We start from the raw sequence: 21,473 nt of genomic DNA on the forward strand, positions 1-21,473 counted from the left end.
AACAAGCGGGCCGATCGCGTGTTGCCCTCGGCCAACTGGAGGTGATGCGATGACAACCGAAGATGTCCTGACGCATGCCACGTTGCTTGAGAGACAACTCGACGATGTGAGGCTCGAGACCTCGGCTTACGAAGCAGCGGGCACGATGCCGGTCATGGGGAGGGCATCGTATTTGCCATCCTTTGAATTTTCGACCGAGGGGCTGGCGCGATCGGACCAGTTTGCCGCGTGGCGCAATAGCTTCGCGGCCATGCTTGAACTAACCGAGGTCGAACCAACGACAACCGACTTCAGGGGCCGACAGAAGCTTTGGGATCTTGGCAGTCTTGTCCTTGCCCAAATCAGTACTGACAGCCTCGAATTTTCCAGCCTGCCGGGACATGTTCGGCGGGATCCGGTCGATCACTGGACAATGACTGTCTTGCTGTCCGGACAGATCCGGACTGATGCCGCAAGACGTGCGTATACCGCGGGTCCCGGTGAGGTTCAGATCCATTCCCTTGGTGGCTGCTTTACCGGCGTTGTCGACAGGAGCGAGATGCTCATCCTCTTTGTGCCGCGGGACCTCTCCCTGGAAACCGCGGCCACGCTGGGCTCGGCAGAATTCTCCACGTTGAGCACCGGCATGGGACGATTGTTCTCCGACTACCTTGTTGATGTGGCGAACCGTTTGCCGATGCTCACCCAGGCCGATCTGCCTGGCCTCGCGGCAGCCACACGCGCGATGATCCTTGCGTGCGTGTCGCCATCGGCAGACCATATCGAAGCGGCCGAGGGTCCGATCGCCAATGTGCTTCTCGAAAGGGCGCGGCAGCTGGTGCGGAACCGGTTGCTCGATCCGAAACTTGGGTCTGAGCTGGTACGGCGGGAGCTCGGTATCTCGCGCACCCGGCTTTACAACCTCTTCGAGCCCTTTGGCGGAGTGATGCACTATATTCAGCACCGCCGGCTGCTCAGTGCCTATGCAGCGCTCGCGGATCCAAAGGATCGGCGCCTGATATTCCAGATCGCAGAGGAATGCGGTTTCAGCGACGGCGCGGAGTTTAGCCGCGCGTTCAAGCGAGCGTTCGGCGACAGCCCGAGCGAAGTGAGGAACCGAGGCGGAGGCGGCATCCCAATTCGACTGGATCTTGAGGATTGCCCGTCAGAAGAGCGGTTGGGCGTGCTTTTGCGCCGCTTGCAGGGGTAGCGTGGCAGATGGCTACCCGTTCCAGGTTTTATTAGCCAGGCTCCGGCCGCACCTGGATGGCCACCGCCTCGGCGGCACGCGCGGCCGCACGGACGGCTAGCGGTTGAGAATCTCATCAACAATCACGAGATACCATGCAAATTCAGGAGTAGCGACTGAAAGAAGCTGGGAAACCCTTCTATCGTTCGCAGCGTTTGCCCACGGTGAGGGCCGTGGATCGGAGCGGGTTTTAGCTTTTCTGTTGGAAGTCGCGATCCACTCGTCCTAGCCAACGACGAAAACCGTCCACTAGCAGCCAAATGTCGTATTCCCATTCCAACCACAGAAGTTTCGCGTCGACATGCTGCAGATCAAGCCGCTGGCGAAGGCGCGTATAACGCTCGGATTGTTTATCCGGCAGGCCGGAAGCGTGAATAGCACGACGTCTTTGACGACGTCCGAAAGTCTCGAGCCGGCGCTCAAATTCATTAAGTTCTGCCCTGAGTGTTTCGAGATCGATTGTCATTTGGATCGTCCACTTTTTGTGTCCTGATTGAAAATATATCGTATTACGATATAATTCAAGCGCCCGAATGACCGAGAGAATGGCGTCTATTACCCTTCAAAGATTTGGGACGCGCTTGGAACCGCGAAGGAACGACTGGATGCGAGAGCGGGTGTCTGATTTTACCCTTGAAAAGGCTGCCACCGATGGAAGCGATAAATCTCGATCTATTCTACGACTTCCGGTCTCACCGCGCTCGAGCCTGCTGGGACAATGTAGAGCTTATCCTTGCCGAGAAGTTCCCGGACAGGGAGGTCGCCGAGGCAACTGCGGTAAAATACGTTCGAACAGCTCTCTCAGACAGCGATAGCCGAGGCTCAGTCCGCGAAATAAGAATATGGGCGCGATAATTGAGGAGGACGCTCCTGGTGCAGATCACTATGATGGGACCAAGCGGCAAGGCTTCATTTTCAGCGCCCTCCTTCAGCGCGCGATTGTCGCCCGGCGCCGTGCGATCCAGCTAAACTTTTAGAAGCGCCGGAGCGTGCCCGGATGTGCCGCCTTGGAAAATCTCGGTGGCTATTTGAAAGGACCAGCCACATGTCGATGAAACAAGATTCAGACTCGCTTTTGCTTCGCCCGCTTGTCTGATGCATGAGGTCGACCCCTCATACATGGGCTTTTCGCCGGACGATCGACCTGTTGCGGATGTGGCCGCATGGCGACTTAATGAACGCAAGCGCCTTATCGAGGAGCGAAAGTGCCTTTCTTCAGTGAACCGGGAGAACTTGTCCCGTTCGATCGCTCTCAATCTTGATGATGTACTGGGCGACGTCACGAGAAAGGTCATCAGCCTGTATTGGCCGTTTCTGGGAGAGCCTGACTTGCGCGGCTGGATGTCCGCGGCGGCGACGCGGGGCGCTACCTGCTCGCTTCCAGTAGTTGTCGGGAAGGGCCAGCCCCTCGTCTTTCGGACTTGGAGGTTCGGGGAACCGCTGGAACGTGGTGTGTGGAATATCCCGGTGCCTTCGCAGGGAAAGGAGGTTCGACCCGATATCGTCATCGCTCCTGTCGTTGGCTTCGACGCGGATGGATTCAGGCTCGGGTATGGCGGCGGTTTCTTCGACCGGACCCTCGCTCTCTTGCAGCCCTCCCCGCTAGTTGTCGGGGTGGGGTTTGAACTGCAAAAAATAGAAACGATCCATCCACTGCACCACGATATTCCAATGGACTACATTGTCACAGACGTCGCCGTGCACCGACCAAGCACTCACCGTGAATGACGACGCTATCGCCGCAGAAAGGCTCGAAGCGGTTAAACCGCGTGCCGGCCGTAGCGATCTTCACATAGCCGATGCCCTGCTTGGCGCGGGCAAACGGCGGCAGTCCGTTCAGTTTCACATCGTAGAAGCTGACACCGCCGGCCGACAACGGATGCTGGCCGGTAACGGCACGGAGAAGAGAGCTCTTCCGAGGCAATATCAGGGGAGAGAATCCTTGCGGGCATCTGCCCGCGAGATCGTCGCCATCAAGCCGCCTTAGCACTGTCTTTGACAATCGTCTTGTCCATGTTGGCGCCACTCTTCCTATCGAAGAGGTGAACGCGCCGAGACCGGACGACCAAGTTGACAGACGAGTGATCTTCGATCGCGAGATGATCCGGCAGATGGGCGATCGCCGGAATATCACTACCTTCGAGCTTGCCATAGACATATGTGTCCGTTCCAATGCTCTCGGCGTAATCCACCTTGAAACGAACCGTAAAGTCGCTTGCCACACCATCCTTGGCAAGTTCGAAGTGACTCGGCCGCACCCCGAGAATGACGGCCTGTCCAGGGGCCACATTTGCCGCTTTGATCGGCAGATTTACCATCCCAAAGCCTGATACCTCCACCAGAACGCCGCCTGGCACCGAGCGAAGCAGCGTGCCCTCGAAGAAGTTCATTTGGGGTGAACCGATGAAACCCGCTACGAACTTGTTGGCTGGCCCCTCGAAGAGTTCCAGCGGGGTACCGATCTGTTCGACGCGGCCGGCATTGAGGACGACGATGCGGTCGGCCATTGTCATGGCCTCGATCTGGTCATGCGTCACATAGACCATCGTCGCACCCAGCCGCTTGTGCAGGCGGCTGATCTCGCCGCGAGTCTGCACGCGAAGGGCAGCATCCAGATTTGACAATGGCTCGTCGAACAGGAACAGCTTCGGGTTCCTGACGATCGCGCGGCCGATCGCAACACGCTGCCTCTGGCCCCCCGAGAGCTGTTTCGGACGTCGGTCGAGAAGAAGTTCGATCGCGAGCATCCGCGCAGCTTCCAAGACGCGTTGATCGATCTCGGCGCGGCTCATTTTGAGGTTCTCGAGGCCGAAGGAGAGATTCTTCGCAACCGTCATGTGAGGGTACAACGCGTAGGACTGAAACACCATCGCGATCCCGCGATCGCCGGGGGGCGCGGTCGTGACATCATCCTCGCCAATGAAGATTTGTCCGGAACTTGCGCTTTCAAGGCCAGCGATGAGGCGAAGTAATGTAGACTTGCCGCAACCGGAAGGGCCGACGAGCACAACAAACTCGCCCTCGCGTACTTCAAGATCAACACCGTGGAGGATCTGATGATGGCCGAAGCTCTTTTTTATGTCGTTCAACTTGAGACCAGCCATGACTCCACTCCCTCAATGTCGCAATTCAGAGGCAGTGTAGTCTCGCCGAATGTGCGGCCCGTGCCTCCAATCGGGGCAGTTTGCGTGGAACTAATTAGTTCGTCAAGATGACGAACGTGACTTTCTGCTCTCGTTGATGCGCATCCGGTCATCTTGTCCCATGGGTCGCGCTGCGTCCGTAGGAACTGTCTGACAGTCAAAGCGCGGCGGCGGGAGTCGGCGCTGCTCTGGCAGCGTCTGGGGGGAGAAGAGGAGATTGTGAACATGGTTCAGGCCAATCGCAAGCGCCCCCAGCAGCGTCGCCCGACTGCCAAGAACGGTAGCCTTGACGTCGATGGCGCGGCGGCTTGCCTTCATAATGCCCTGCCGCACACGTTCGGCAATGAGCGGATGTCGCCCGATGCTGCCCCCCAGAACGACGGTCTTCGGATCGACGATCGCATTGACGGAAACGACAAGGAGCGCGGCGATGTCGGATATTTTGCCGATGACTTCGATCGCAACCGGGTCGTTCTTCTCGGCAAGCGCCAGAATGTCTCGAACGGAGATATGCTTTGTTCCACCCGAACGGGCATAGAGCGCGCTTATCCCTTGGGCCCCGATTGCACATTCCAGGGCCCCGCGTTCGAGGCTGTCCTCAGCATAGGGATCCGCGCCGAACGGCATGTAAGAAATTTCGCCGGCGGCCCCGTTTGCGCCCCGCATCAGCTTGCCGTCCTGCAGCACGCCAAGGCCAATACCGGTCCCCAATGATATGAAGGCCACGCTGTCCACAGCAATCGCACATCCTTGCCACGACTCGCCGATCACAGCTGCATTCACATCGTTTTCCAGGACGACAGGGCAACCAAGCCGTTCGCTGAGTGTGCTGCCGATATCGATCCCGCCGATATCGAGGTTCGGCGCCATGGAAAGCGCACCGGTCGCTGGATCGACGACGCCTGGCGTTGCTATCGCCGTCACAAGGACACGCTCCCGGGCGATGCCTATGTCCGCAAGCGTCTTCGAAAGCATGGCTTCTGCCTGGTCGATCAGGTGATATCCGCCGCGATGGTCGGACGGATAGTCGACTTCGGCAACGATGCTTCCGACAATATTGCCGACCACGATGCGTGATGTCGACGCACCCATATCGATACCGACCGCAAAGCCGGCATCGCCGTTGACCTCGTAGGTGATCGCTGTGCGACCAATGCGACCGCTGGTAACGCCTTTTTCCCGAACCCAGCCGCCTTCCTCAAGCGTCCGGATGACTTCGGACATTGTCTGCTTGGACAGGCCGGTCAACTTCGAAAGCTCGGCACGCGAGGTGGGCCCAGCGTGAAGCAGGACATCCATGACGGCGCGAACGGATATCTGCCGCAATACAGGAGGCGCATTTTCGGTTAAGGCCATATTCGAACTGTCCCGCAGAATCTGTCTTTTCCTTGCACTGGTGTTTTTGCTTTTTCATGAAAGCCCGCCAATTTCAAACTGGTTGTTGACAGCTTGCGGAGGCGGCAATAATAAATTCGTCAACCTGCCGAACAAATATCGCAAGGGACTGCATTTGTCAAATATTTCAACCATTGCGTCAGACTTGCGACGATCAAATCGCAGCTACCGGGCAGACCCGACGAGTGCCGCTCGAGGGATCGTGGCTGGCGTCGACCTCGGCGGCACCAAGGTCCTTGCGGGTCTAGCCGACCTTCAGGGCCGGGTTCTGGCAACGGTGGAGGAACCCACGGAACACGGCGCCGGCGCGCCCGTCCTCAAGCAGATTCCGCGCATGGTCCTGTCGCTGCTTAAGCGACATCACGACCGCGGTCCGCTGCATAAGGCCGTTATCGGCATACCGAGCGCCGTCTCGCCGTCGACGGGGCTGGCTTCCCTCTCTCCGCATCTGGCTGTTCCCGCCGATCAGCCGCTTGCGGCGCTGCTCGCTCGGAGCCTGCCCTGCCCCGTTGTCGTCGAAAACGACGTGAACCTCGCAGCATTTGCGGAGGCTACCCTTGGCAAGGGCCGCAACCTCGGTTCCCTGGCATTCATTGCGTTCGGGACTGGCGTCGGGATGGGGCTCGTTATCGGCGGCCGTCTCTTCCGCGGCCATCATGGCCGGGCGGGAGAACTCGGCTTGCTGCCCCTTGGCGCCGACCCGCATCGGACCGCTCCGAGGGCTCGTGCCGGTTTGTTTGAGGACCAGGTCGACTCGCCTGCGGTACGCAGCCTCTACGGCGATGGCAGGTGGCCGGTTAGCGAGATCTTCGCCCATGCCGCTAAAGGGGATGCGGAAGCCTCTGGCGTGATCGAAACGCTCGCAAGATCCGCCTCGGTCGGCATAGCCTCCGTTCAGACGATTTTCGACCCGGCTCTCATCGTGCTCGGCGGCGGCATCGGCTCGCGGAAAGAATTCGTCGATGCGGTGACACGCCACATGTCAGCATTGCTGCCTTTTGCGGCTCGGATCGAGGCTACCGGCATCGGTCGTGAAGCCGGTATGGTTGGAGCCCTGATGCTCGGGCTCAGTGAGCTTTCAACTTTCGAAGCTATCGGAGAGCAGGAGATCGCCCAATGACCGCTCCACAGCCGAAACCACAGGTTCTGACACCACTCGAAGACGGGCAGCTTCGTTCCGCGGAGCCGGTCCTCATGCCCTTCATGGCGCCACGCCTGCAGGGCGATTGCCGGCCGGAAGGCAAGATCGAGCTCTCGCTTTGGGGCTCAGGCAAGCTGGCAAACCTGACCTTCACCGGCTGGAGTGCTCCGTTCACCTATGCTCCGAACCGGGTGGAGGCGCATAGCGGTGGTCTCTATGTCGGGCAATCGTCTCCTGCGCTGTTCTTGAAGGGCGCGAAATTGCGTACCCTTATCCCCGCTCGCCGCTGCGCCTGGTGGGGTAGCACAACCAAGCCCGAACCGGTCGAACGGCAGGGCAGTCGCCGGATTGTCCGCACAGCATGGGGAGTGGTGATCGCCGAACAACGACCTGACGGGATATTCGTGACCGCCGGCGCGACGATCGAGGAAGCGCAGGCGGCCCTCGACCTTGACCAGGCGGAGCTGATCGCGGAGGCAAATGCCTATGTGGCTCGCTGCGATGCGATGCCGGAGGCGGCTCCGCTGATGCGCAGCATGATCTCGCAGAGCCTTCATGCCGCCCTCTCCAGTATCCGGCAGGATGAGCATGGCGCCTTCGCCGGCCTTGCCGCCGGCCAGGCCTACAGCGCGCCGGCGCGGACCTACTACCGCGACGGCTATTGGACGCTGCAGGCGCTGCTTGATCGGGAGCCGGGCGCCGTACGCTCGCAGATCGATCTCCTCGCACGCGGCATCCAGCCGAACGGAGAGGCGCCGAGCGGCGTCATCCTCACAGGTCCGGCTCAGGCCGAGGAATGGGAAAAGGTACGCAGTTCGCACCCCCGGATCAAGGAGGAGCACCTGCGCCCCGGCGACTGGTGGAGCGATCACTTCGACAGCCCGCTCTTCTTCATCCTGACGATCGGCGACTACATCCGGGCAACCGGCGACAGTTCTCCGCTCTCCCTTTACTGGGACAAGGTCGTGACGATCTTCGAGCGCTATCGCGGGTTCGACGAGGCCGGAAACGGATTGCCGGTAAAGCCGCGCCACGACCGCGACTGGGCCGACAACGTCTACCGCCATGGCTATGTTGCCTACGATCTCGGCCTGTGGATCGGCGCGCTCGATATCATAGCGAAGTTTGGTGCGGCACTCGACCAAACCGTTGCATCAAAGGCGGCGGCGGTAGCGCACAAAGCGCGCACATCGCTCGACGAGGCGCTGCTGCAACCGGGCGGTACCTACGCCGACTACGGAACAAAGACCGATTTCGTCGAGGACCACGTGACGCTGGACAGCCTGACCCTGCTTCGCTTCAAGGCGGTGCCGGCGGAAAGGGCAAAGGCCGTCCTTGCCAGAATGGAGAAGGTTCTGGAAAGCCGTAACAACGCCGCGCAGCCCTATGGCGACTGGGGCGTGCTCTGCGCCTTCCCGCCGTTCAAGCGGCCCAAGGACACGCGCGAAAAATCCTACTTTGCCTACCGCTACCACAATGGCTCCGACTGGCCGTATCTTTCCGGTCTTTATGCGGAGCAGCGCCTTGCCTACGGGCTCGATGGCGCGGACTATCCGCTCCTGCGCTGGTGGAAGTCCTGTCTCGAAGAAGGTTGGATGGGGGCGGTCGAATATTTCTCGCCGCCCTGGGGGCGTGGTTGCCTGCTCCAGGGATGGAGCAGCATGCCGGCAGCCGCAGCCCTTGCCTTCAAGGATAAGCTGGCGGCGGCGATCCGCTGAGTTTTCCCCGATTGGCCGCAAACAAGCGGCCCTTTCCTGCCACCTGCAGAACTACTGTCAACGAAAAGGCCGTCGGAAGGCGGCTTTGCGGTCCAGGTGGGGCACCCTGCTCTATTCCTTGGTCGCGCCCGCCATCAGGCCGCTCATGAGCATGCGCTGCAGCGCGGTGAACATCACCAGCACAGGCAGCACCGAAAGCACCGACATGGACAGCAGCCGCGGCCAGTTGATGCCGAAACGCCCAACGGTATTCGCCAGGGCAACCTGGACAGTCCATTTGTCCTGATCGTTGATGATCAAGAACGGCCAGAGATAATCGTTCCAGCGCCAAACGAGATTAAAGGCAAGCAGGGTGCCGATCGCCGGAATCGCGAGCGGTACGATGATCCGCCACAGGATGCGCCACTCCGGCGTTCCGTCGAGACGTGCCGCCTCTAGCAGGCTGTCAGGAATGTTGGTGATGTACTGTCGCATCAGGAAGACACCGGTCGGTGTCGCAGCCGGCGCGATGATGATCCCTGCGAGCGTGTCGAGAAGATTGAGATCCCGCAGCACCAGAAAGACGGGGATCATGATGATCTGCAGCGGCACCATCAGCGACGACATGATGAGCAGGAAGAAAAGCGTGTCACCCTTGAACCTGAATTTCGCCAGCGCATAGCCCGCCATCACGCTGATCGTCACGGAAAGAAGCGCCGAGAGCACGGACACCACGGCTGAATTGCGGAAGAAAATAAGGAACTTCGCGCGCGAGACAGTATCGATGAAGTTCTGCAGGGTGGGCTGCGCGGGTAAAATCGTTGGCGGCCACTGGAAGATCTCCTGCTGCGACTTCAACGACGAGAGGAAGAGCCATACCGGGGGCATCAGGAAGACGAACAGCGTCAGTGCGACAAGGGCCAGTCGCCAGGGGGAGTAGATTCGTGTCATCTTTCACCCCGCGATACACGAAGCTGAAAGATCGTCAGCAACAGCAGAATGACGAAAAGGACCATCGACTGCGCGGCGGCTACGCCGGCCTGCATCGGCTTCTGGAACGCGGTATCGTAGATTGTCTGGATCAGGTAGACCGTCGCCTTGCCTGGACCCCCTCCGGTCAGCGATACGACGAGTTCGTAGACCTTGAACGCTTCTATCGACGACAGCACGAGAACAACGGCCATCGTCGGTCTCAACAGCGGCAGCGTGATGTGGGTGAACTGCCGCCATTTGCTGGTGCCATCAATCGATGCGGCCTCGTAATAATCGGTGGAGATTGCGGTGAGCCCGGCAATGAAGATCATCATGTTGAAACCGGCTTGCGCCCATATCCATGCGATGACCATGGCGATCTGTGCCATCGTGTCCTGCTCCAGCCAGGGTACCGGCGCAATTCCTGCAAGCGAAAGCAGGTAGTTGACCAGGCCGTTATTAAGACCGAAGAGCCAGCGCCAGGAAACACCGATGATCAGCAGGCTGATCATCGAGGGGAAGAAGACGATCGTGCGAACCACGGCAAAGAGCTTCGTCTGGGGCGACAGAAGAAGGGCCAGCGCCAGCGAGACGACGATGTTCAGCGGAACGGCGATGACAACGAACACGACGGTCTTGAGCAGGGAAGTCTGAAAGTCGGCATTGCTTAGGAGCCCTATGAAATTTTCCAGCCCCACATATTGCGGCAGGGTACTCGGCACCTGCGGAACGACAACGACGCCCCGCTTGAAGAAGGCCATGAGCAAGCCCTGGAACAGCGGATAAAGCGTAAAGGTGACGAGTAGCGCCATCGTGGGGAGCATCAGCAGATAGGGCCAGCCAAGGCTTGTAAGGCTGCTCCGGCGGCCTTTCGGCACCGGGTGAGGACCCAGTGCCGAACGCCCCTCTTCCACCATGAGCGCCGTCACTTGCCAGCCTCAAGCGAGGCGTCAGCCGCCTTCTTGATCTGGGAGATGGCTTCTGCCGAGGATATCTGGCCAGCCACCGCCTGAGTAACTGCGGTCTTGACCGTACCCCAAACAGCTTGCATCTGCGGCCAAGCCTGGTCGGTCGCCGCATAGACGGGACTGACATTCAACTCGTTTTGCATGGCCTTGATCGCTTCGGTCGCCGCAGGATTGTCATACTTGACGGCCGGCGCTTTCAGATTGGCCGGGATCGTACCAAAGGTCTTGGCATATTGGGCCTGGATCTCCGGCGAGGTAATCCACTTGATGAAGTCGACGGCTTCAGGAAGGTGCTGACTCGTGTTGAAGGCCACAATATAGTCGCCGCCGTAGATAGAAGACGCAACGGTGCCGCGCGGCGTGGGGCCGGCCTGCCACGCGAACTGTGCATTGTCTGCCAGTCCGGCGATCTGCCAGCTGCCCGACAGATAGGCGACAGCCTGGCCTGCGGTGAAGATTTCCTTCGGGTTGTCCGAGCTCGCGCCAGACCACAGCCCGGGCGGCATCGCAGCCTTGGTAATGTCCACGAACTTGTCGAGCGTGCTCGTCCAGGCCGCCTCGTCCATGACCACCTTCACCGGCTCCTTCTCGGTGTAGATGTGGTTGCCGTACTGATATTCGTGGACGATCCAGCGGCTCGCCGACACATCCCAGACCAGCGGATAGCGGGTACCCGACTTCTCGGCGACTTCCTTGATCTTCGGGATGAATTCTTCCCAGGTCCAGCCGGTCGTCTGATCCGGGATGGTAACCCCGGCCTTCTTGAAGGCGTCGGCGTTCAGAAAGATGCCTGTTGAGGTCACACGAAGGGGAGCAGCAATGACCTTGTCGCCAAGCTTGGCGCCGTCGCCCCAACCCTTGACGAAGTCGTTAATCCAGTCAGGTCCGATCTCCTTGCCGAGATCGACGAGGAAAGGACGAATGACTGGCTCCATCGAAGACGTCAGAGACAGGTCCGGCATGATCCCGGACGCCGCATATTGCTGGAATTTCTGAACCATTCCGTCATAGGGCGTGATCTCAAGGTCAAAGGTCGTGTCGGGGTGCAGCTTGGTGTACTGGTCGAGAAGGGCGCGAGTATTCGTCTCTTCCTGATCATTGTCGACGTACCACGCGATCTTGAGCTCGGATGCCGCAGCAACCGAGATCGTCATCGCCATGGCGGTTGCAGCCATCATAATTGTCTTGAGCGGTTTCATAGGGTTCCCCTTTTTGCTCCTCATTTTCGAACGATGCTGACGTCGGCCCTATGCTCCTCAAGCCGACCAATTGTTCGTAACCATGACGAATTAAATACGAGTTTTCGAGGGTGTCAATATAAACCCGACAGAGCAAATCCAATTAGTTCGTCCTGTTGACGAATAAAAAGGAGCGGCGTAACTCTCGGGAAAGCGAAAGGGACGCAAGTGGACATTTCCGTTGAAGCAAATGGCGCTGATCTGCAGCAATCGATCGACAAGCTGGTTGGCGGAGGTGGTGGAACTCTTCTGCTGCGGGCGGGACGACACGTATCGGGGCCCATCCGGCTTGGGAGCGGCATAACCCTATCAATCGCAGAGGGCGCCACACTCGAGTTCGTTCCCGACTACGGGCTCTACGCCGCAAATTCGGTCAGTGTGATCGCCGAGGGATCAGACCGGGCCTATATCGTCGCACAAGACGCGCACGACGTCGCGGTCGTCGGCAAAGGAAAGATCGCTGCCGCGGGATGCGCCTTCAGCACCGGTTTTGATGCAACGGTGGGCACCTATACGCCAAGCGAGAGGCGCCCGAGAGTCCTTGTGCTCGAGGATTGCCGCAATGTCAGGCTGGAAGGCTTTGCCATCGAGGATTCTCCCATGTGGACGATCCACCTGGTCCGCTGCCATGACGTGATCATCAAGGACACGAAGGTGCTCAACAATCGCCAGCTCCCGAATACGGACGGGATTGTTATCGATAGTTGCACCGACGTCGCGGTCAGCCATGTCGCCATCAGCACGGCTGACGATGGTATTTGCTTGAAGACGAGCCGGAGCGAAAAGGGCATCGGACGCTGCGAGAGGATAGAAGTCTCGAATTGCACCATCGAGAGCAATAGTTGCGCATTGAAGATCGGCACGGAGAGTTTTGGCGACATCCGCGATGTTCGCTTCATGCGTTCCAAGGTCCGGGATTCGAACCGGGGCCTCGGCATCTTCTCGCGCGACGGCGGGATCATTGAGAACGTTGTCTTCTCAGACATAGAGTTGGACTGCCACGAGACGCCGGACGGATTCTGGGGTTCGGGTGAACCGTTGACGATCACTCAACTCGACCGGCGTCCGGAGCTGCCTGCCGGTGTCGTCAGGAATGTCAGCGTTGAGAACATTTCCGGCCGTTGCCACGGTCCTTTAAATCTCTTCGCAGAGCGAAGTGGTGGGATCACGGGAATAGTCCTCTGCAATGTGCAACTAACTATGCAGGAAGGAGCTCCGGGAACAGCCAAGCAATATGATCTTCGCCCCACGAAAGCCGATCTGTCTCCACCCATGGCGATGGAGGGTCGTGGCAATGCGTGGCTGCGTGGAGCGGACGGGAAGATCATCGGTCTTGTCGACTATCCCGGAGGTATGCCGGGGCTCTTTGCTCACGGCGTTGCAGACCTTGCGCTCGAGCGCGTCAAAATCGAGCGTCCGATGCCGCTGCCAGCGGGCTGGGACGACAGAGTGATCTGGATCGAGTGACTGCGTACGTTTTCGCTACGGCGGTATTTGCGGGCATGACCAAGCACTCTTCGCCGGATGTCGCACCTGACCGATGCAAGCGGCTGAGTTGATACCAAGCGTTGAGCATCGTTCACACAAGGACTGAACAATCGAGCCGAAAACTCGCATCTGGCCGTACCACGACGAGAACGAGGCTTCAGGCAGCTCAGGTGGGCACGGCAATGCCAGCGCTTCGTTTCAAGTCATGGCTGGATCGCCAACTTGTTCCATCGTCGCCGCAAACATCTGACGGTTTCTTGGGATTGGAACGACGCCAGGCGCGGTCCCCCTTGACGGATCTCGATTTCATGCGTGACGAGGACGGAGATGTCCACGCAGTTACGACATGGACCATGTATCAGCTCAAGGAAACGGCCGAGCATCGTGATTGAGTTGCGTCCAGCCCGGCCTCAGAATGCTCGATCTGTGTTCGTCGGAGTAGCCCCTCGTAGGATTCCGCCGAGTCTTGAGCGCACCGTCAGATATTTCAGTCCTCCGCGACTAATAAGCTCCCGCTGCTTTCATAGCCCGCAGCTATCAAAACCATGGTTAGACGGAATTTTTAATAAATCTTCTTCCGGGGCAGTGTTTCGTCGTTACTGGCAACCCCCTGCCATAGCGACGATCTCTCCAACGGAGAAATACCATGAAAGATCATTTGCATATTAGCACCATTCCTGCCTCCATACTCTTTCTCGCCGGCCTTTGCATCCTCCCAAGTGTCGTGTCGGCCGAAGTTATCAATCGCGGGTCGGAGGGATCTCCCCTCTCCGAAATTCGCCCTGCTCCCAAGTCGATCTATCCCGATCAATACGCGATCACAGCACAGCCATCGCCATCGGAAGTCGACTCCGCGTTTCTCGGCCCCGTTCTGCTGATGAAGTCGGCGGTGGTCGATCTTGAAACGGGTACAGCAACGCTGCCCCTTCGCAAGGGCAAGCTCGCATCCGGTGAAACAGTCTGGTCAATTCTGACCGACGTCACAGATGAAAATCTTGCGAAGTTGCACGGAGTTCCGTTTTCCCCAAAGCTTGCCTACGGCATGACCGGCAAAGCGACGCGGAGGGGGCATGTTGAACAGGACGGATCGATCGTCTTTCAAGCTGGCAAGGTCAATTTCTCTCCGGAACACGTCGTGATGCCCGGAGATGCGCCAGATTTCTTCCCACCGAAATCTGCAAAGCCCGGCTCTGTGGGCGATGCCGACTATTCACCTCTCGTTGCCCTTGATAACGCACCGGGCGTCGTCTTCAACATGCCGATGGTCGCCTTCGACGTCTCGGCCGACGAGCTCGACAAAATGTGTGATGGCAATCTCAATTACGGCAAGGTGGAAGACAAGGTCGTTAAAATTTGCCCGCGCGACGGGACGGTGACGCTGAAGCTGACGCTTGGCTATACGTTCGGCAAGCCGATCTTCTATCTTTCAACCGAAGCGAACGATGAGGGCTTGGCAGCTTTGGAGGGGGCAACTTATACGCCCGCGCTGAAGGATCTTCCATTTGCCTTGGAGGATGCGTCTCAAGGCGAGGCTGCCGAGCGTCTTTACGCGTTCGTCAACGGGCCGACCGGAATTGACAATCCCTTCCGCCAGGGCCTCGACAGCGCCCTCTCCGACAAGGGAAGTCATGGTCCTCTGAACGTTCTCGGCGGAATCCCGACTATCAATCTCGACTACAGTCCGATGTGGCGGGTCTTCCCGGTAAAGTGGACGGCCGATGCCATCGAAAAGGGTTATCGCACCAAGATGACGGATGCGATTGCAATCGAAGATGCCGGTGAAAGAGGGATCATTGAAAGCATCGCCGGAGGCAAACCGAAGCCAGTTGGCTTTGTTGTCAACTGCCCAGTCGTCTATCGGGTGAACTGAGGTCATCGACATGCCGCCAAGGCAATCGCCTTGGCGGCTTAAGCCCAAAGGAAGCCCAACAATGCTAAAACTCCTTCTCCCCATCGTGCTTGCCGTAGCTCTGTCGAGCACGTTGCCTCATGCTACCGAGGCAAAACAGCTGGTCGAGGTGATGGCCGGCAGCGCGCCAGATCGGCACGTTTTGTTTTCGTTCGAAAACGCAGATAATCCAAGAAAATCCGCGCTTCGAATTAGCACCCACCGGGTTGGAAACCCGGGTGCAAAACTGTCTGTATCTATTGATAAAAGTACCAGCCCGTTGCTTTCCCGCCTTCTGACCACTCAAGAATGCAAATTCGCTGACAATGGCGCGCAGTGCACTATCATCATCGCTGGTCACACGAAGACGTATCAACGTTTTCTTGCGGCGTTCACGCGTGGACGTTTGGCGCATGTTGTGATCACAAACGCCGCAGTCATGCAGATGCAGACGGATGTGCCTCTTACCGGTTTTGCTAAGAAGCTAAAAAGCTAACGACTTAGCCACCTTGAGGAATGGGCCCGATGCCGTGCGGATATTGGATTTTCGGCTGTTTCGGTTCGAAAGGCACCACATCAGATCGGCTCGGGGCCATTCGCTTCCTGGCGCAGCGGCGCTGAACGTTGTTTGACCGTTTCAAGCACGCTAATGTCAAAGTGCACTGGCAATTGCCCTGGCACCATTTCGATCTTGTCAGCCAGGGCGGTTCTCACCTGCGACGTGTCGTTTCATCTGCCGGAAGTCTGCACGCTTTCAGTCTCTGATGCTGTGCCACGACAAGATCCTGTTCGTCCTCGAGCCAACAGCGCGAGCCATGGCGTTGCCGGACTAGAAAGTTGTCATTTGCAGCGATCCGGAGAGCCGCCTCGAGGTATCCCTTTCAGTCAGCTGGCGAGCGGACGGAGCGCCTGGATGAGGCCATCCGCCGCGAGCAGAAACCCGTCGTACACCACGCGACCATCGGGCGCGATCACGACAAACCAGGGAACTCCGCCGGAGCGATATGTCTTTATGATTGCGGGCACGGCCTCCATGGAGGCCGAGTCAGCGACAGCGTGCCCGAAGGGAAAACGCAGTCCATATCGCAGTTGATTTTCCCGCAGACGATCGAAGGTGTTGACTTCCGAACCCTCGAACACAGTCTGGATGGCAGCCAAGCCAACTCCCTTGTCGCAAAGTTCCTCAGCAAGTGTCACGAATGTGGGGAAGCCATGTTTATGACAGACCGCACACCAATGCTGAAAGAAGTACAATATCCTGAAACCCTGCCCCAGCTCGATCAAGGTCAAAGGGCTACGCTCGTCGCCATTTTCATCGATCCACCGGACACACTCTAGCGGTGGCGCAGGCAGGCCCATAATCCCCGTCTCCATGAATCCTCCATTCGTGGCTCGCGACGTTGTGCCGGGTGCCGTTGGATTGCTAGCCAGCGGCACCGCTTCTTGCCTAGGAGCATGGAGACCTGATCCGAAGCTGTCCAATTCGCCGCAAGGATAGGTTCAATTACCGTCGGGATGTACGCCGGTGCCGCGCATTTGTGTTTCCATATGTGTGATCGCAGCTCCTCCCTAGCTCGGCCGTAGATTTGCTTCGGCCCCGCGGTCTCCTGCGACGCACCATACGCTGCTGCGCCCCCCACAGGATTAACGACCGCGCATAACGCTCAATGAGCGCACGAAATGGTTAGGAAATCACCTCTCGCCATAGAGTCGATGGTCGATCGTTATTACCCCTCGTTGCGGGCGTAATGCCATCGCGGCCCGCATTTCTTGCCTTCCTTTACGAATGGCAGAGACGACCGTTGGGGCAATATTCCCCGCTGCTATTGAAATGATACGAACCGGCTATTGGAAAATTTCGTCCCCGGCTGCGCTCAATAGGTACCACTGTCGCAGACCTCATCGAGCAAGGCCGAGGGTGACCTGGGACGGATATCAGTCACTGGGGGAAAAAGGTACGATCGTGGAGAAAAAAGGCATGCGTACTACCCTATTGATCACCGGAGTGGTTTTCGGCGCGGTTGCTGTAACAGCCGCATTCGCACAATCCGCGTCCAATGACGGCGGTGCCTCGACGATCAAGCGCCAACTCCCCGAATACACCGAATCCGGCGATCTGATCCTGCCGAAGAATTTCAATGAGTGGGTGTTCGTCGGTTCACCGCTCACGCCCAACGCGCTCAACGACGGGAAGGCTAATTTTCCTGAGTTTCACAACGTCTACATCGAACCAGGCTCATACGAGATCTACAAGAAGACAGGTGAGTTTCCGGAGAGAACGATGTTCTTCAAGGAACTGCAACTGACGCTCCCGGCGGAAAACCCGGACGGATCGCGCACTGAGCTTTCTGGGCGAGGCTTCTTCCCCGGAAAGCTGAACGGCGCCGACGTGACGGTCAAGGATACCAAGCGCTATGCTGAAACCGGAGGCTGGGGTTACTACAACTTCAACCACCATGAGCCGAAGGCAGCGACAGCCAAACTGCAGCCCAAATCCGAGTGCGCCTTCTGCCACATGGCGAGCGCCAAGAAAGACGACGTCTGGACCCAATTCTATCCGCTGCTGGACGACTGAAATGGTCAACGAACACTACCGGTTCGCTGAAATGAGGAGCAACGGCATGAGAATCGTCAATACATTGCGCGTCGCCTTGACTGGATTGGCCCTGATCGGCGCCGTCTCCGCTTACGCGCAAATGGATAAGCGCTCACAGTACGAGGGTTCGGCCGCGACCGTTGTCGACGATAAAGGAAATCTGCGCGTGCCTTTCGACTATCGAACCGCCTATCGGTAACGGACTGTCAGTCCTGTCACCTGCCCGCGCAACAATCAGACTGGATCTATAGCTGCGGCTATCCAATCCTGAACCGATATTCGTGGGCTTTCTCGGTCGCGCAAGGATTATGGAGGCTTAAAGGTTGATCAGGCCGGCGGACGAAGGGTCTGGAGCGTGAGAACGCTCGGCCGAAGAAGTCGCCACGGGATCTCGCGCTTCTTCGACCCGCTGCCGCATCAGTCGCCCTTCATGCGCCAGGCGCGATCAGCTTCGGATGAAGGCGAGCAGATCGGCGTTGATCACGTCAGCATGGGTGAGCGCCATGCCGTGCGAATAGCCCTTGTAGACCTTCAGCGTGGCATTCTTCACCAGTTTGGCTTACAGCAAGGCCGAATCCGCGACCGGCACGACCTGGTCGTCGTCGCTGTGCATGATGAGGACAGGGACCGTGATTGCCTTCAGATCTTCGGTGAAATCGGTCTCGGAAAAAGCCTTGATGCCCTCATACTGCGCCTTGGCGCTGCCCATCATGCCCTGACGCCACCAATTGTCGATGGTGCCTTGAATTGGCGCCACACCCGGGCGGTTGAAGCCGTATACGGGGCCAGAGGCGAATTCGTGTAGGAATTGGGCGCGATTGGCGGCGAATTGCTCGCGGAAATCGTCGAACGCCTCCATCGGCAGCCCGCCGGGATTCTTGTCCGTCTTGAGCATGATCGGCGGTACCGCCCCGATCAGCACGGCTTTTGCGATGCGTCCCTTCTCCGTAGGCGCCGCATAGCGCGCGACCTCGCCGCCACCGGTTGAATGGCCGATATGAACCGCGTTGCGCAGATCGAGATGGGCGGCAAGTGCGATGACGTCGGCGACATAGGAGTCCATATCGTTGCCGTATTGCGTCTCGCCCGACCGGCCGTGACCCCGGCGATCGTGGGCGATGCAGCGGAATCCCTGGTTGAGGAAGAACAACATCTGGTTGTCCCAATCGTCCGAACTGGTCGGCCAGCCGTGGCGGAAGCAAATCGGTTGGGCATCCAGCGGGCCCCAATCCTTGTAGAAGATGGTGGTCTGGTCCTCGGTTGTGAAAAATGACTTCGCCAATCTCGTCGTTTTGCTTGGCTCAGCCCGCTTGACCTCGGACGACGATTGGGCAACGGCCGGCGAAGTCACCGCAGCAGCGGCGGACCCAACCCCTGATACTTTCAAGAACTCTCGACGCTTCATTGGCCATCTCGTTTGGTGGTGTGTTTCAAGGAATGACGGAAACTGTGACTCTGGCTCGCATCCCGCGTTGCACCGGGCGTTACTCGATGAAATCTGCCGCGGTGGTTGGGATTGATCGCAGCGCGCGACGAAATTTTCTAATGGCGAGTGCGTATAGTTTCCATAGCGGTGGGGAATAACGCCGCGACCGTCTTCAGTGCCATTCAGGCCACGACGGTATCACGCCGCGCAGCGAGCGATCTTGCCGGTTGGAAAGCCCGTTTGACACTTCATGCCAGGGGCTATGGGCAATGGATAAATTTGCGCAGTCGTAAAGCCACCGTCGACGGCATGCACCGTGCCGGTCGTATAGCGGGAGTCATCCGAGAGCAAGAAAGCCACGAGGCCAGCTACATCGTCAGACGTTTCATGGCGGCCGAGGGGAACAGTCTCCGCGAACGTCTTGTCGTCGCCCGTGAAGCCTGCTCCGCAAGCTTAAAAGTCGTAGTGCCAGCAATAGGCCCGGGGGCGGCAGCGTTGACCCGGATACCACGTCCGCCGACCTCGACAGCAGTGGTCTTCGTCATGCCGATGATGGCGTGCTTGGAGCCGACATAGGCAACGATGCCCGCACCGCCTACGACGCTAAGTGAACTGGACATATTTACGACCGAACCGCGGTTCAGGATGATTGGAAGCATATTTCATGCCAAGGAAGACGCCTCGGACGTTGATCGCCATCAACCGGTCAAAGTCCTCTTCGGGAAACTCGATGATCGGACGGACAGCGGTCTTGATGCCAGCATTGTTGACGAAGCCGTCAATCTCGCCCCAAAGCGCACGCGCACGAGCAGCGTAGGCCTGGACCTGCACGGAGTCGTGCCGGCTGCGACAGCATCAAGCCGCGCGGTGAGCGGCGATAACGATCGTCTATCGACTCTATGGCGAGAGGTGATTTCCTTGGCCGGAGTTGCAAGGTCATTCTCCAAAGCATCGACGTACCGAAACTTTCAGGGTCGCCACCCAGACGCGACGCCAGATTAAGAAGCCAGGAGGCTCGATATGCAAAGCAACGACGTAAACGCGGTCCCAGTGAATGGTAAAGAGGCCGCCTATTTCGGTGTGCCGTGGGAAGATGCCTACGGATACGCACAGGCAATCAAGGTTGGTGACACGATTCATGTCTCCGGCCAGCTCAGCCACGATGAGAAGGGGAACCTGATCGCGCCTGCTTCTCTCGATGAATCCGGCAAGCCGACCGAGTTCTCGATGATGGAACAGCAGATGCGGGCGACCTACGCCAATGCCGTCAAGCTTTTAGCGCGCTTCGGGGCAACGCTGGACAACGTCGTCGAGGAGACGCTCTATGTCCTCGATGTCGACGCCGCATTCGCCGCCGCGGGGAAAGTGCGCAAGGAGGCTTACGTTACGGAAAGACCTCGGTGCGCCAGCAACCTGATTGGTGTGACGAGACTAGCTTTTCCTGAACAGCTCATCGAAATCACCTTCAAGGCTGTGTTGTCGGGAGCGGAAGCGAAGCCGCGGTGATAAATCCCCGATGTCTGGAGCTAGCGAAATCATGACGAAATGGTCGCTATCGACCGCCGCAATATGAACATTTGGGAGGACGACGCGGCGCGCGGCGCAATCGTGGCAACCGGGCGACAGAAGCTGATCTTCTCGGGACTGTTGACGGAAGCGTGCGTGACTTTTCCGGCGCTGTCCGCTCTCGCGGCGGGGTATGAGGTACACGTCGTCGGCGACGCTTGCGGCGAGCTCACTCCGGTCAGTCACGATCTGAGGCTGCGACGGATGGAAGCGGCGGGGGCGAAGCCGACGTCCTGGATCGAGGTCCTTCTGGAACTCCAGCGCAACTGGACCCGGCATGAGACCCATGACGGGACGCGAGCGATCATAGAGGCTCACGGCGGCGGATACGGTATCGGCCGCCTATGCACGGGATATGATCAAGCCCGCGTAACAAACGCGCTGATTGTCAATCTGAGTTGTTCCTGCGCCACGTACCCGGGCTGGTCCCCGAAACCGCAAATCAGCGCGGTATCGGCAATGCGAGCGATCTTCCGGGTGAGCGCGACAAGAAAAGTGCCACTGCTCTTCGCGAGGCTCGCTGTGTGTTTTACTCGGCGTCACGCGCCCGGCAAAGAACTCACGCTGATTTTCGAGAGCATCATCACTCGCTGCGGATGAAAGAGCTCTTTGACAGAAGTCAGAATTGAACAATCGCCGGGCGTCACAGCCCGATGCCTGAGACGGATGTCGGCAGTCCTTGCTCTGCCGAAACAAGCTGGCGCAACATACTGGAAGCCTGAGAAGC

The 21,473-nt window shown here is 58.6% G+C and carries 18 protein-coding genes and 6 pseudogenes; 13 read left to right on the forward strand and 11 right to left on the reverse strand.

What is annotated here, in order from left to right; translation table 11 throughout:
• The first annotated feature begins 49 nt into the window (after window positions 1–49).
• Entirely contained in the window at window positions 50–1,189 is a 1,140-nt protein-coding gene (locus tag HGP14_RS30215; RefSeq protein ID WP_168833541.1) for a helix-turn-helix domain-containing protein, read from the forward strand.
• A 229-nt stretch (window positions 1,190–1,418) separates the two neighbouring features.
• On the opposite strand, the gene HGP14_RS30220 is transcribed toward HGP14_RS30215, so the two are convergent.
• Complete coding sequence (locus HGP14_RS30220; protein WP_168833542.1) at window positions 1,419–1,694, reverse strand: hypothetical protein; 276 nt, start codon at window positions 1,692–1,694, stop codon at window positions 1,419–1,421.
• Window positions 1,695–2,323: 629 nt separating this feature from the next.
• Between HGP14_RS30220 and HGP14_RS30225 the strand changes: the two genes are divergently transcribed.
• Window positions 2,324–2,956: a 5-formyltetrahydrofolate cyclo-ligase gene (locus HGP14_RS30225; RefSeq protein ID WP_168833543.1), complete on the forward strand. Its 633-nt coding sequence runs from the start codon at window positions 2,324–2,326 to the stop codon at window positions 2,954–2,956.
• Window positions 2,957–3,017: 61 nt separating this feature from the next.
• On the opposite strand, the pseudogene HGP14_RS30230 reads toward HGP14_RS30225, so the two are convergent.
• The 3 genes and pseudogenes from HGP14_RS30230 to HGP14_RS30240 form a co-directional block, all read right to left on the reverse strand.
• Window positions 3,018–3,143, reverse strand: a pseudogene (locus HGP14_RS30230) (ABC transporter ATP-binding protein); the annotation flags it as partial.
• A gap of 58 nt (window positions 3,144–3,201) precedes the next feature.
• Window positions 3,202–4,332, reverse strand: a complete 1,131-nt coding sequence (locus tag HGP14_RS30235) for an ABC transporter ATP-binding protein (RefSeq protein ID WP_168833544.1) — start codon at window positions 4,330–4,332, stop codon at window positions 3,202–3,204.
• A 102-nt stretch (window positions 4,333–4,434) separates the two neighbouring features.
• Complete coding sequence (locus HGP14_RS30240) at window positions 4,435–5,727, reverse strand: ROK family transcriptional regulator (protein WP_246704677.1); 1,293 nt, start codon at window positions 5,725–5,727, stop codon at window positions 4,435–4,437.
• Between the two features lie 241 nt (window positions 5,728–5,968).
• Between HGP14_RS30240 and HGP14_RS30245 the strand changes: the two genes are divergently transcribed.
• Both HGP14_RS30245 and HGP14_RS30250 read left to right on the forward strand, forming a co-directional pair.
• On the forward strand, window positions 5,969–6,886 hold the full coding sequence (locus HGP14_RS30245; protein ID WP_312862226.1) for an ROK family protein: 918 nt from the start codon (window positions 5,969–5,971) through the stop codon (window positions 6,884–6,886).
• Window positions 6,883–8,625, forward strand: coding sequence for an amylo-alpha-1,6-glucosidase (locus HGP14_RS30250; RefSeq protein ID WP_168833545.1), 1,743 nt, complete (start codon window positions 6,883–6,885; stop codon window positions 8,623–8,625). Before HGP14_RS30245 ends, HGP14_RS30250 begins: the two co-directional genes overlap by 4 nt.
• A gap of 111 nt (window positions 8,626–8,736) precedes the next feature.
• On the opposite strand, the gene HGP14_RS30255 is transcribed toward HGP14_RS30250, so the two are convergent.
• Genes HGP14_RS30255 through HGP14_RS30265 form a run of 3 tightly spaced genes read right to left on the reverse strand, consistent with a single transcriptional unit; the run spans window position 8,737 to window position 11,743 of the window.
• The gene (locus HGP14_RS30255) at window positions 8,737–9,555 is read right to left on the reverse strand and encodes a carbohydrate ABC transporter permease (RefSeq protein WP_168833546.1); all 819 of its coding nucleotides are present in this window, start codon (window positions 9,553–9,555) and stop codon (window positions 8,737–8,739) included.
• On the reverse strand, window positions 9,552–10,505 hold the full coding sequence (locus tag HGP14_RS30260; protein WP_168833547.1) for a carbohydrate ABC transporter permease: 954 nt from the start codon (window positions 10,503–10,505) through the stop codon (window positions 9,552–9,554). Before HGP14_RS30260 ends, HGP14_RS30255 begins: the two co-directional genes overlap by 4 nt.
• Window positions 10,502–11,743 carry an ABC transporter substrate-binding protein gene (locus HGP14_RS30265; RefSeq protein ID WP_168833548.1) on the reverse strand — a complete coding sequence of 414 codons (1,242 nt, stop codon included), beginning with the start codon at window positions 11,741–11,743 and terminating at the stop codon, window positions 10,502–10,504. The genes HGP14_RS30260 and HGP14_RS30265 overlap by 4 nt, the downstream gene beginning before the upstream one ends.
• A gap of 207 nt (window positions 11,744–11,950) precedes the next feature.
• On the opposite strand from HGP14_RS30265, the gene HGP14_RS30270 reads away from it, so the two are divergent.
• The 5 genes and pseudogenes from HGP14_RS30270 (at window position 11,951) to HGP14_RS30280 (ending at window position 15,654) form a co-directional block, all read left to right on the forward strand.
• Window positions 11,951–13,249 (forward strand): glycosyl hydrolase family 28 protein, encoded by a 1,299-nt coding sequence (locus tag HGP14_RS30270; protein WP_168833549.1) that lies wholly within the window; start codon window positions 11,951–11,953, stop codon window positions 13,247–13,249.
• Window positions 13,250–13,334: 85 nt separating this feature from the next.
• Window positions 13,335–13,564, forward strand: a pseudogene (locus tag HGP14_RS35880) (IS6 family transposase); the annotation flags it as partial.
• Window positions 13,522–13,662, forward strand: a pseudogene (locus tag HGP14_RS36825) (PRC-barrel domain containing protein); the annotation flags it as partial. The pseudogenes HGP14_RS35880 and HGP14_RS36825, both read left to right, overlap by 43 nt.
• A 254-nt stretch (window positions 13,663–13,916) precedes the next feature.
• Window positions 13,917–15,140: a hypothetical protein gene (locus tag HGP14_RS30275; RefSeq protein WP_168833550.1), complete on the forward strand. Its 1,224-nt coding sequence runs from the start codon at window positions 13,917–13,919 to the stop codon at window positions 15,138–15,140.
• 61 nt (window positions 15,141–15,201) lie between these two features.
• Window positions 15,202–15,654 carry a hypothetical protein gene (locus tag HGP14_RS30280; RefSeq protein WP_168833551.1) on the forward strand — a complete coding sequence of 151 codons (453 nt, stop codon included), beginning with the start codon at window positions 15,202–15,204 and terminating at the stop codon, window positions 15,652–15,654.
• 389 nt (window positions 15,655–16,043) lie between these two features.
• On the opposite strand, the gene HGP14_RS30285 is transcribed toward HGP14_RS30280, so the two are convergent.
• Window positions 16,044–16,532 carry a peroxiredoxin family protein gene (locus HGP14_RS30285; RefSeq protein WP_168833552.1) on the reverse strand — a complete coding sequence of 163 codons (489 nt, stop codon included), beginning with the start codon at window positions 16,530–16,532 and terminating at the stop codon, window positions 16,044–16,046.
• A gap of 544 nt (window positions 16,533–17,076) precedes the next feature.
• On the opposite strand from HGP14_RS30285, the gene HGP14_RS30290 reads away from it, so the two are divergent.
• A complete protein-coding gene (locus tag HGP14_RS30290; RefSeq protein ID WP_312862227.1) occupies window positions 17,077–17,733 on the forward strand; it encodes a cytochrome P460 family protein in 657 nt (218 codons plus the stop codon).
• 46 nt (window positions 17,734–17,779) lie between these two features.
• Entirely contained in the window at window positions 17,780–17,953 is a 174-nt protein-coding gene (locus tag HGP14_RS30295; protein WP_168833553.1) for a hypothetical protein, read from the forward strand.
• Between the two features lie 246 nt (window positions 17,954–18,199).
• Here the strand turns inward: HGP14_RS30295 and HGP14_RS30300 are convergent.
• From HGP14_RS30300 to HGP14_RS36835, 3 pseudogenes are all read right to left on the reverse strand, one after another.
• Window positions 18,200–19,159 (reverse strand): annotated as a pseudogene (locus tag HGP14_RS30300) (alpha/beta fold hydrolase).
• Between the two features lie 219 nt (window positions 19,160–19,378).
• A pseudogene (locus HGP14_RS36830) lies at window positions 19,379–19,546 on the reverse strand (SDR family oxidoreductase); the annotation flags it as partial.
• 2 nt (window positions 19,547–19,548) lie between these two features.
• Window positions 19,549–20,011: pseudogene (locus HGP14_RS36835) on the reverse strand (SDR family NAD(P)-dependent oxidoreductase).
• Between the two features lie 189 nt (window positions 20,012–20,200).
• On the opposite strand from HGP14_RS36835, the gene HGP14_RS30320 reads away from it, so the two are divergent.
• Together HGP14_RS30320 and HGP14_RS35890 are read left to right on the forward strand one after the other, a co-directional pair.
• On the forward strand, window positions 20,201–20,686 hold the full coding sequence (locus HGP14_RS30320; protein WP_168833556.1) for a Rid family hydrolase: 486 nt from the start codon (window positions 20,201–20,203) through the stop codon (window positions 20,684–20,686).
• A 39-nt stretch (window positions 20,687–20,725) separates the two neighbouring features.
• A complete protein-coding gene (locus HGP14_RS35890) occupies window positions 20,726–21,346 on the forward strand; it encodes an isochorismatase family protein (RefSeq protein ID WP_246704679.1) in 621 nt (206 codons plus the stop codon).
• The last annotated feature ends 127 nt before the right edge of the window (window positions 21,347–21,473 follow it).

Source organism: Rhizobium sp. P32RR-XVIII, assembly GCF_012641395.1.
In the GTDB taxonomy this organism is placed as follows: domain Bacteria; phylum Pseudomonadota; class Alphaproteobacteria; order Rhizobiales; family Rhizobiaceae; genus Rhizobium.

Coding starts and splice junctions, on each gene's coding strand:
- HGP14_RS30215 (WP_168833541.1), top strand. CDS start 50: ATGACAACCGAAGATGTCCTGACGCATGCCACGTTGCTTGAGAGACAA.
- HGP14_RS30320 (WP_168833556.1), top strand. CDS start 20,201: ATGCAAAGCAACGACGTAAACGCGGTCCCAGTGAATGGTAAAGAGGCC.
- HGP14_RS30295 (WP_168833553.1), top strand. CDS start 17,780: ATGAGAATCGTCAATACATTGCGCGTCGCCTTGACTGGATTGGCCCTG.
- HGP14_RS30285 (WP_168833552.1), bottom strand. CDS start 16,532: ATGGAGACGGGGATTATGGGCCTGCCTGCGCCACCGCTAGAGTGTGTC.
- HGP14_RS30220 (WP_168833542.1), bottom strand. CDS start 1,694: ATGACAATCGATCTCGAAACACTCAGGGCAGAACTTAATGAATTTGAG.
- HGP14_RS30225 (WP_168833543.1), top strand. CDS start 2,324: ATGCATGAGGTCGACCCCTCATACATGGGCTTTTCGCCGGACGATCGA.
- HGP14_RS35890 (WP_246704679.1), top strand. CDS start 20,726: ATGGTCGCTATCGACCGCCGCAATATGAACATTTGGGAGGACGACGCG.
- HGP14_RS30250 (WP_168833545.1), top strand. CDS start 6,883: ATGACCGCTCCACAGCCGAAACCACAGGTTCTGACACCACTCGAAGAC.
- HGP14_RS30275 (WP_168833550.1), top strand. CDS start 13,917: ATGAAAGATCATTTGCATATTAGCACCATTCCTGCCTCCATACTCTTT.
- HGP14_RS30255 (WP_168833546.1), bottom strand. CDS start 9,555: ATGACACGAATCTACTCCCCCTGGCGACTGGCCCTTGTCGCACTGACG.
- HGP14_RS30235 (WP_168833544.1), bottom strand. CDS start 4,332: ATGGCTGGTCTCAAGTTGAACGACATAAAAAAGAGCTTCGGCCATCAT.
- HGP14_RS30265 (WP_168833548.1), bottom strand. CDS start 11,743: ATGAAACCGCTCAAGACAATTATGATGGCTGCAACCGCCATGGCGATG.
- HGP14_RS30240 (WP_246704677.1), bottom strand. CDS start 5,727: ATGGCCTTAACCGAAAATGCGCCTCCTGTATTGCGGCAGATATCCGTT.
- HGP14_RS30280 (WP_168833551.1), top strand. CDS start 15,202: ATGCTAAAACTCCTTCTCCCCATCGTGCTTGCCGTAGCTCTGTCGAGC.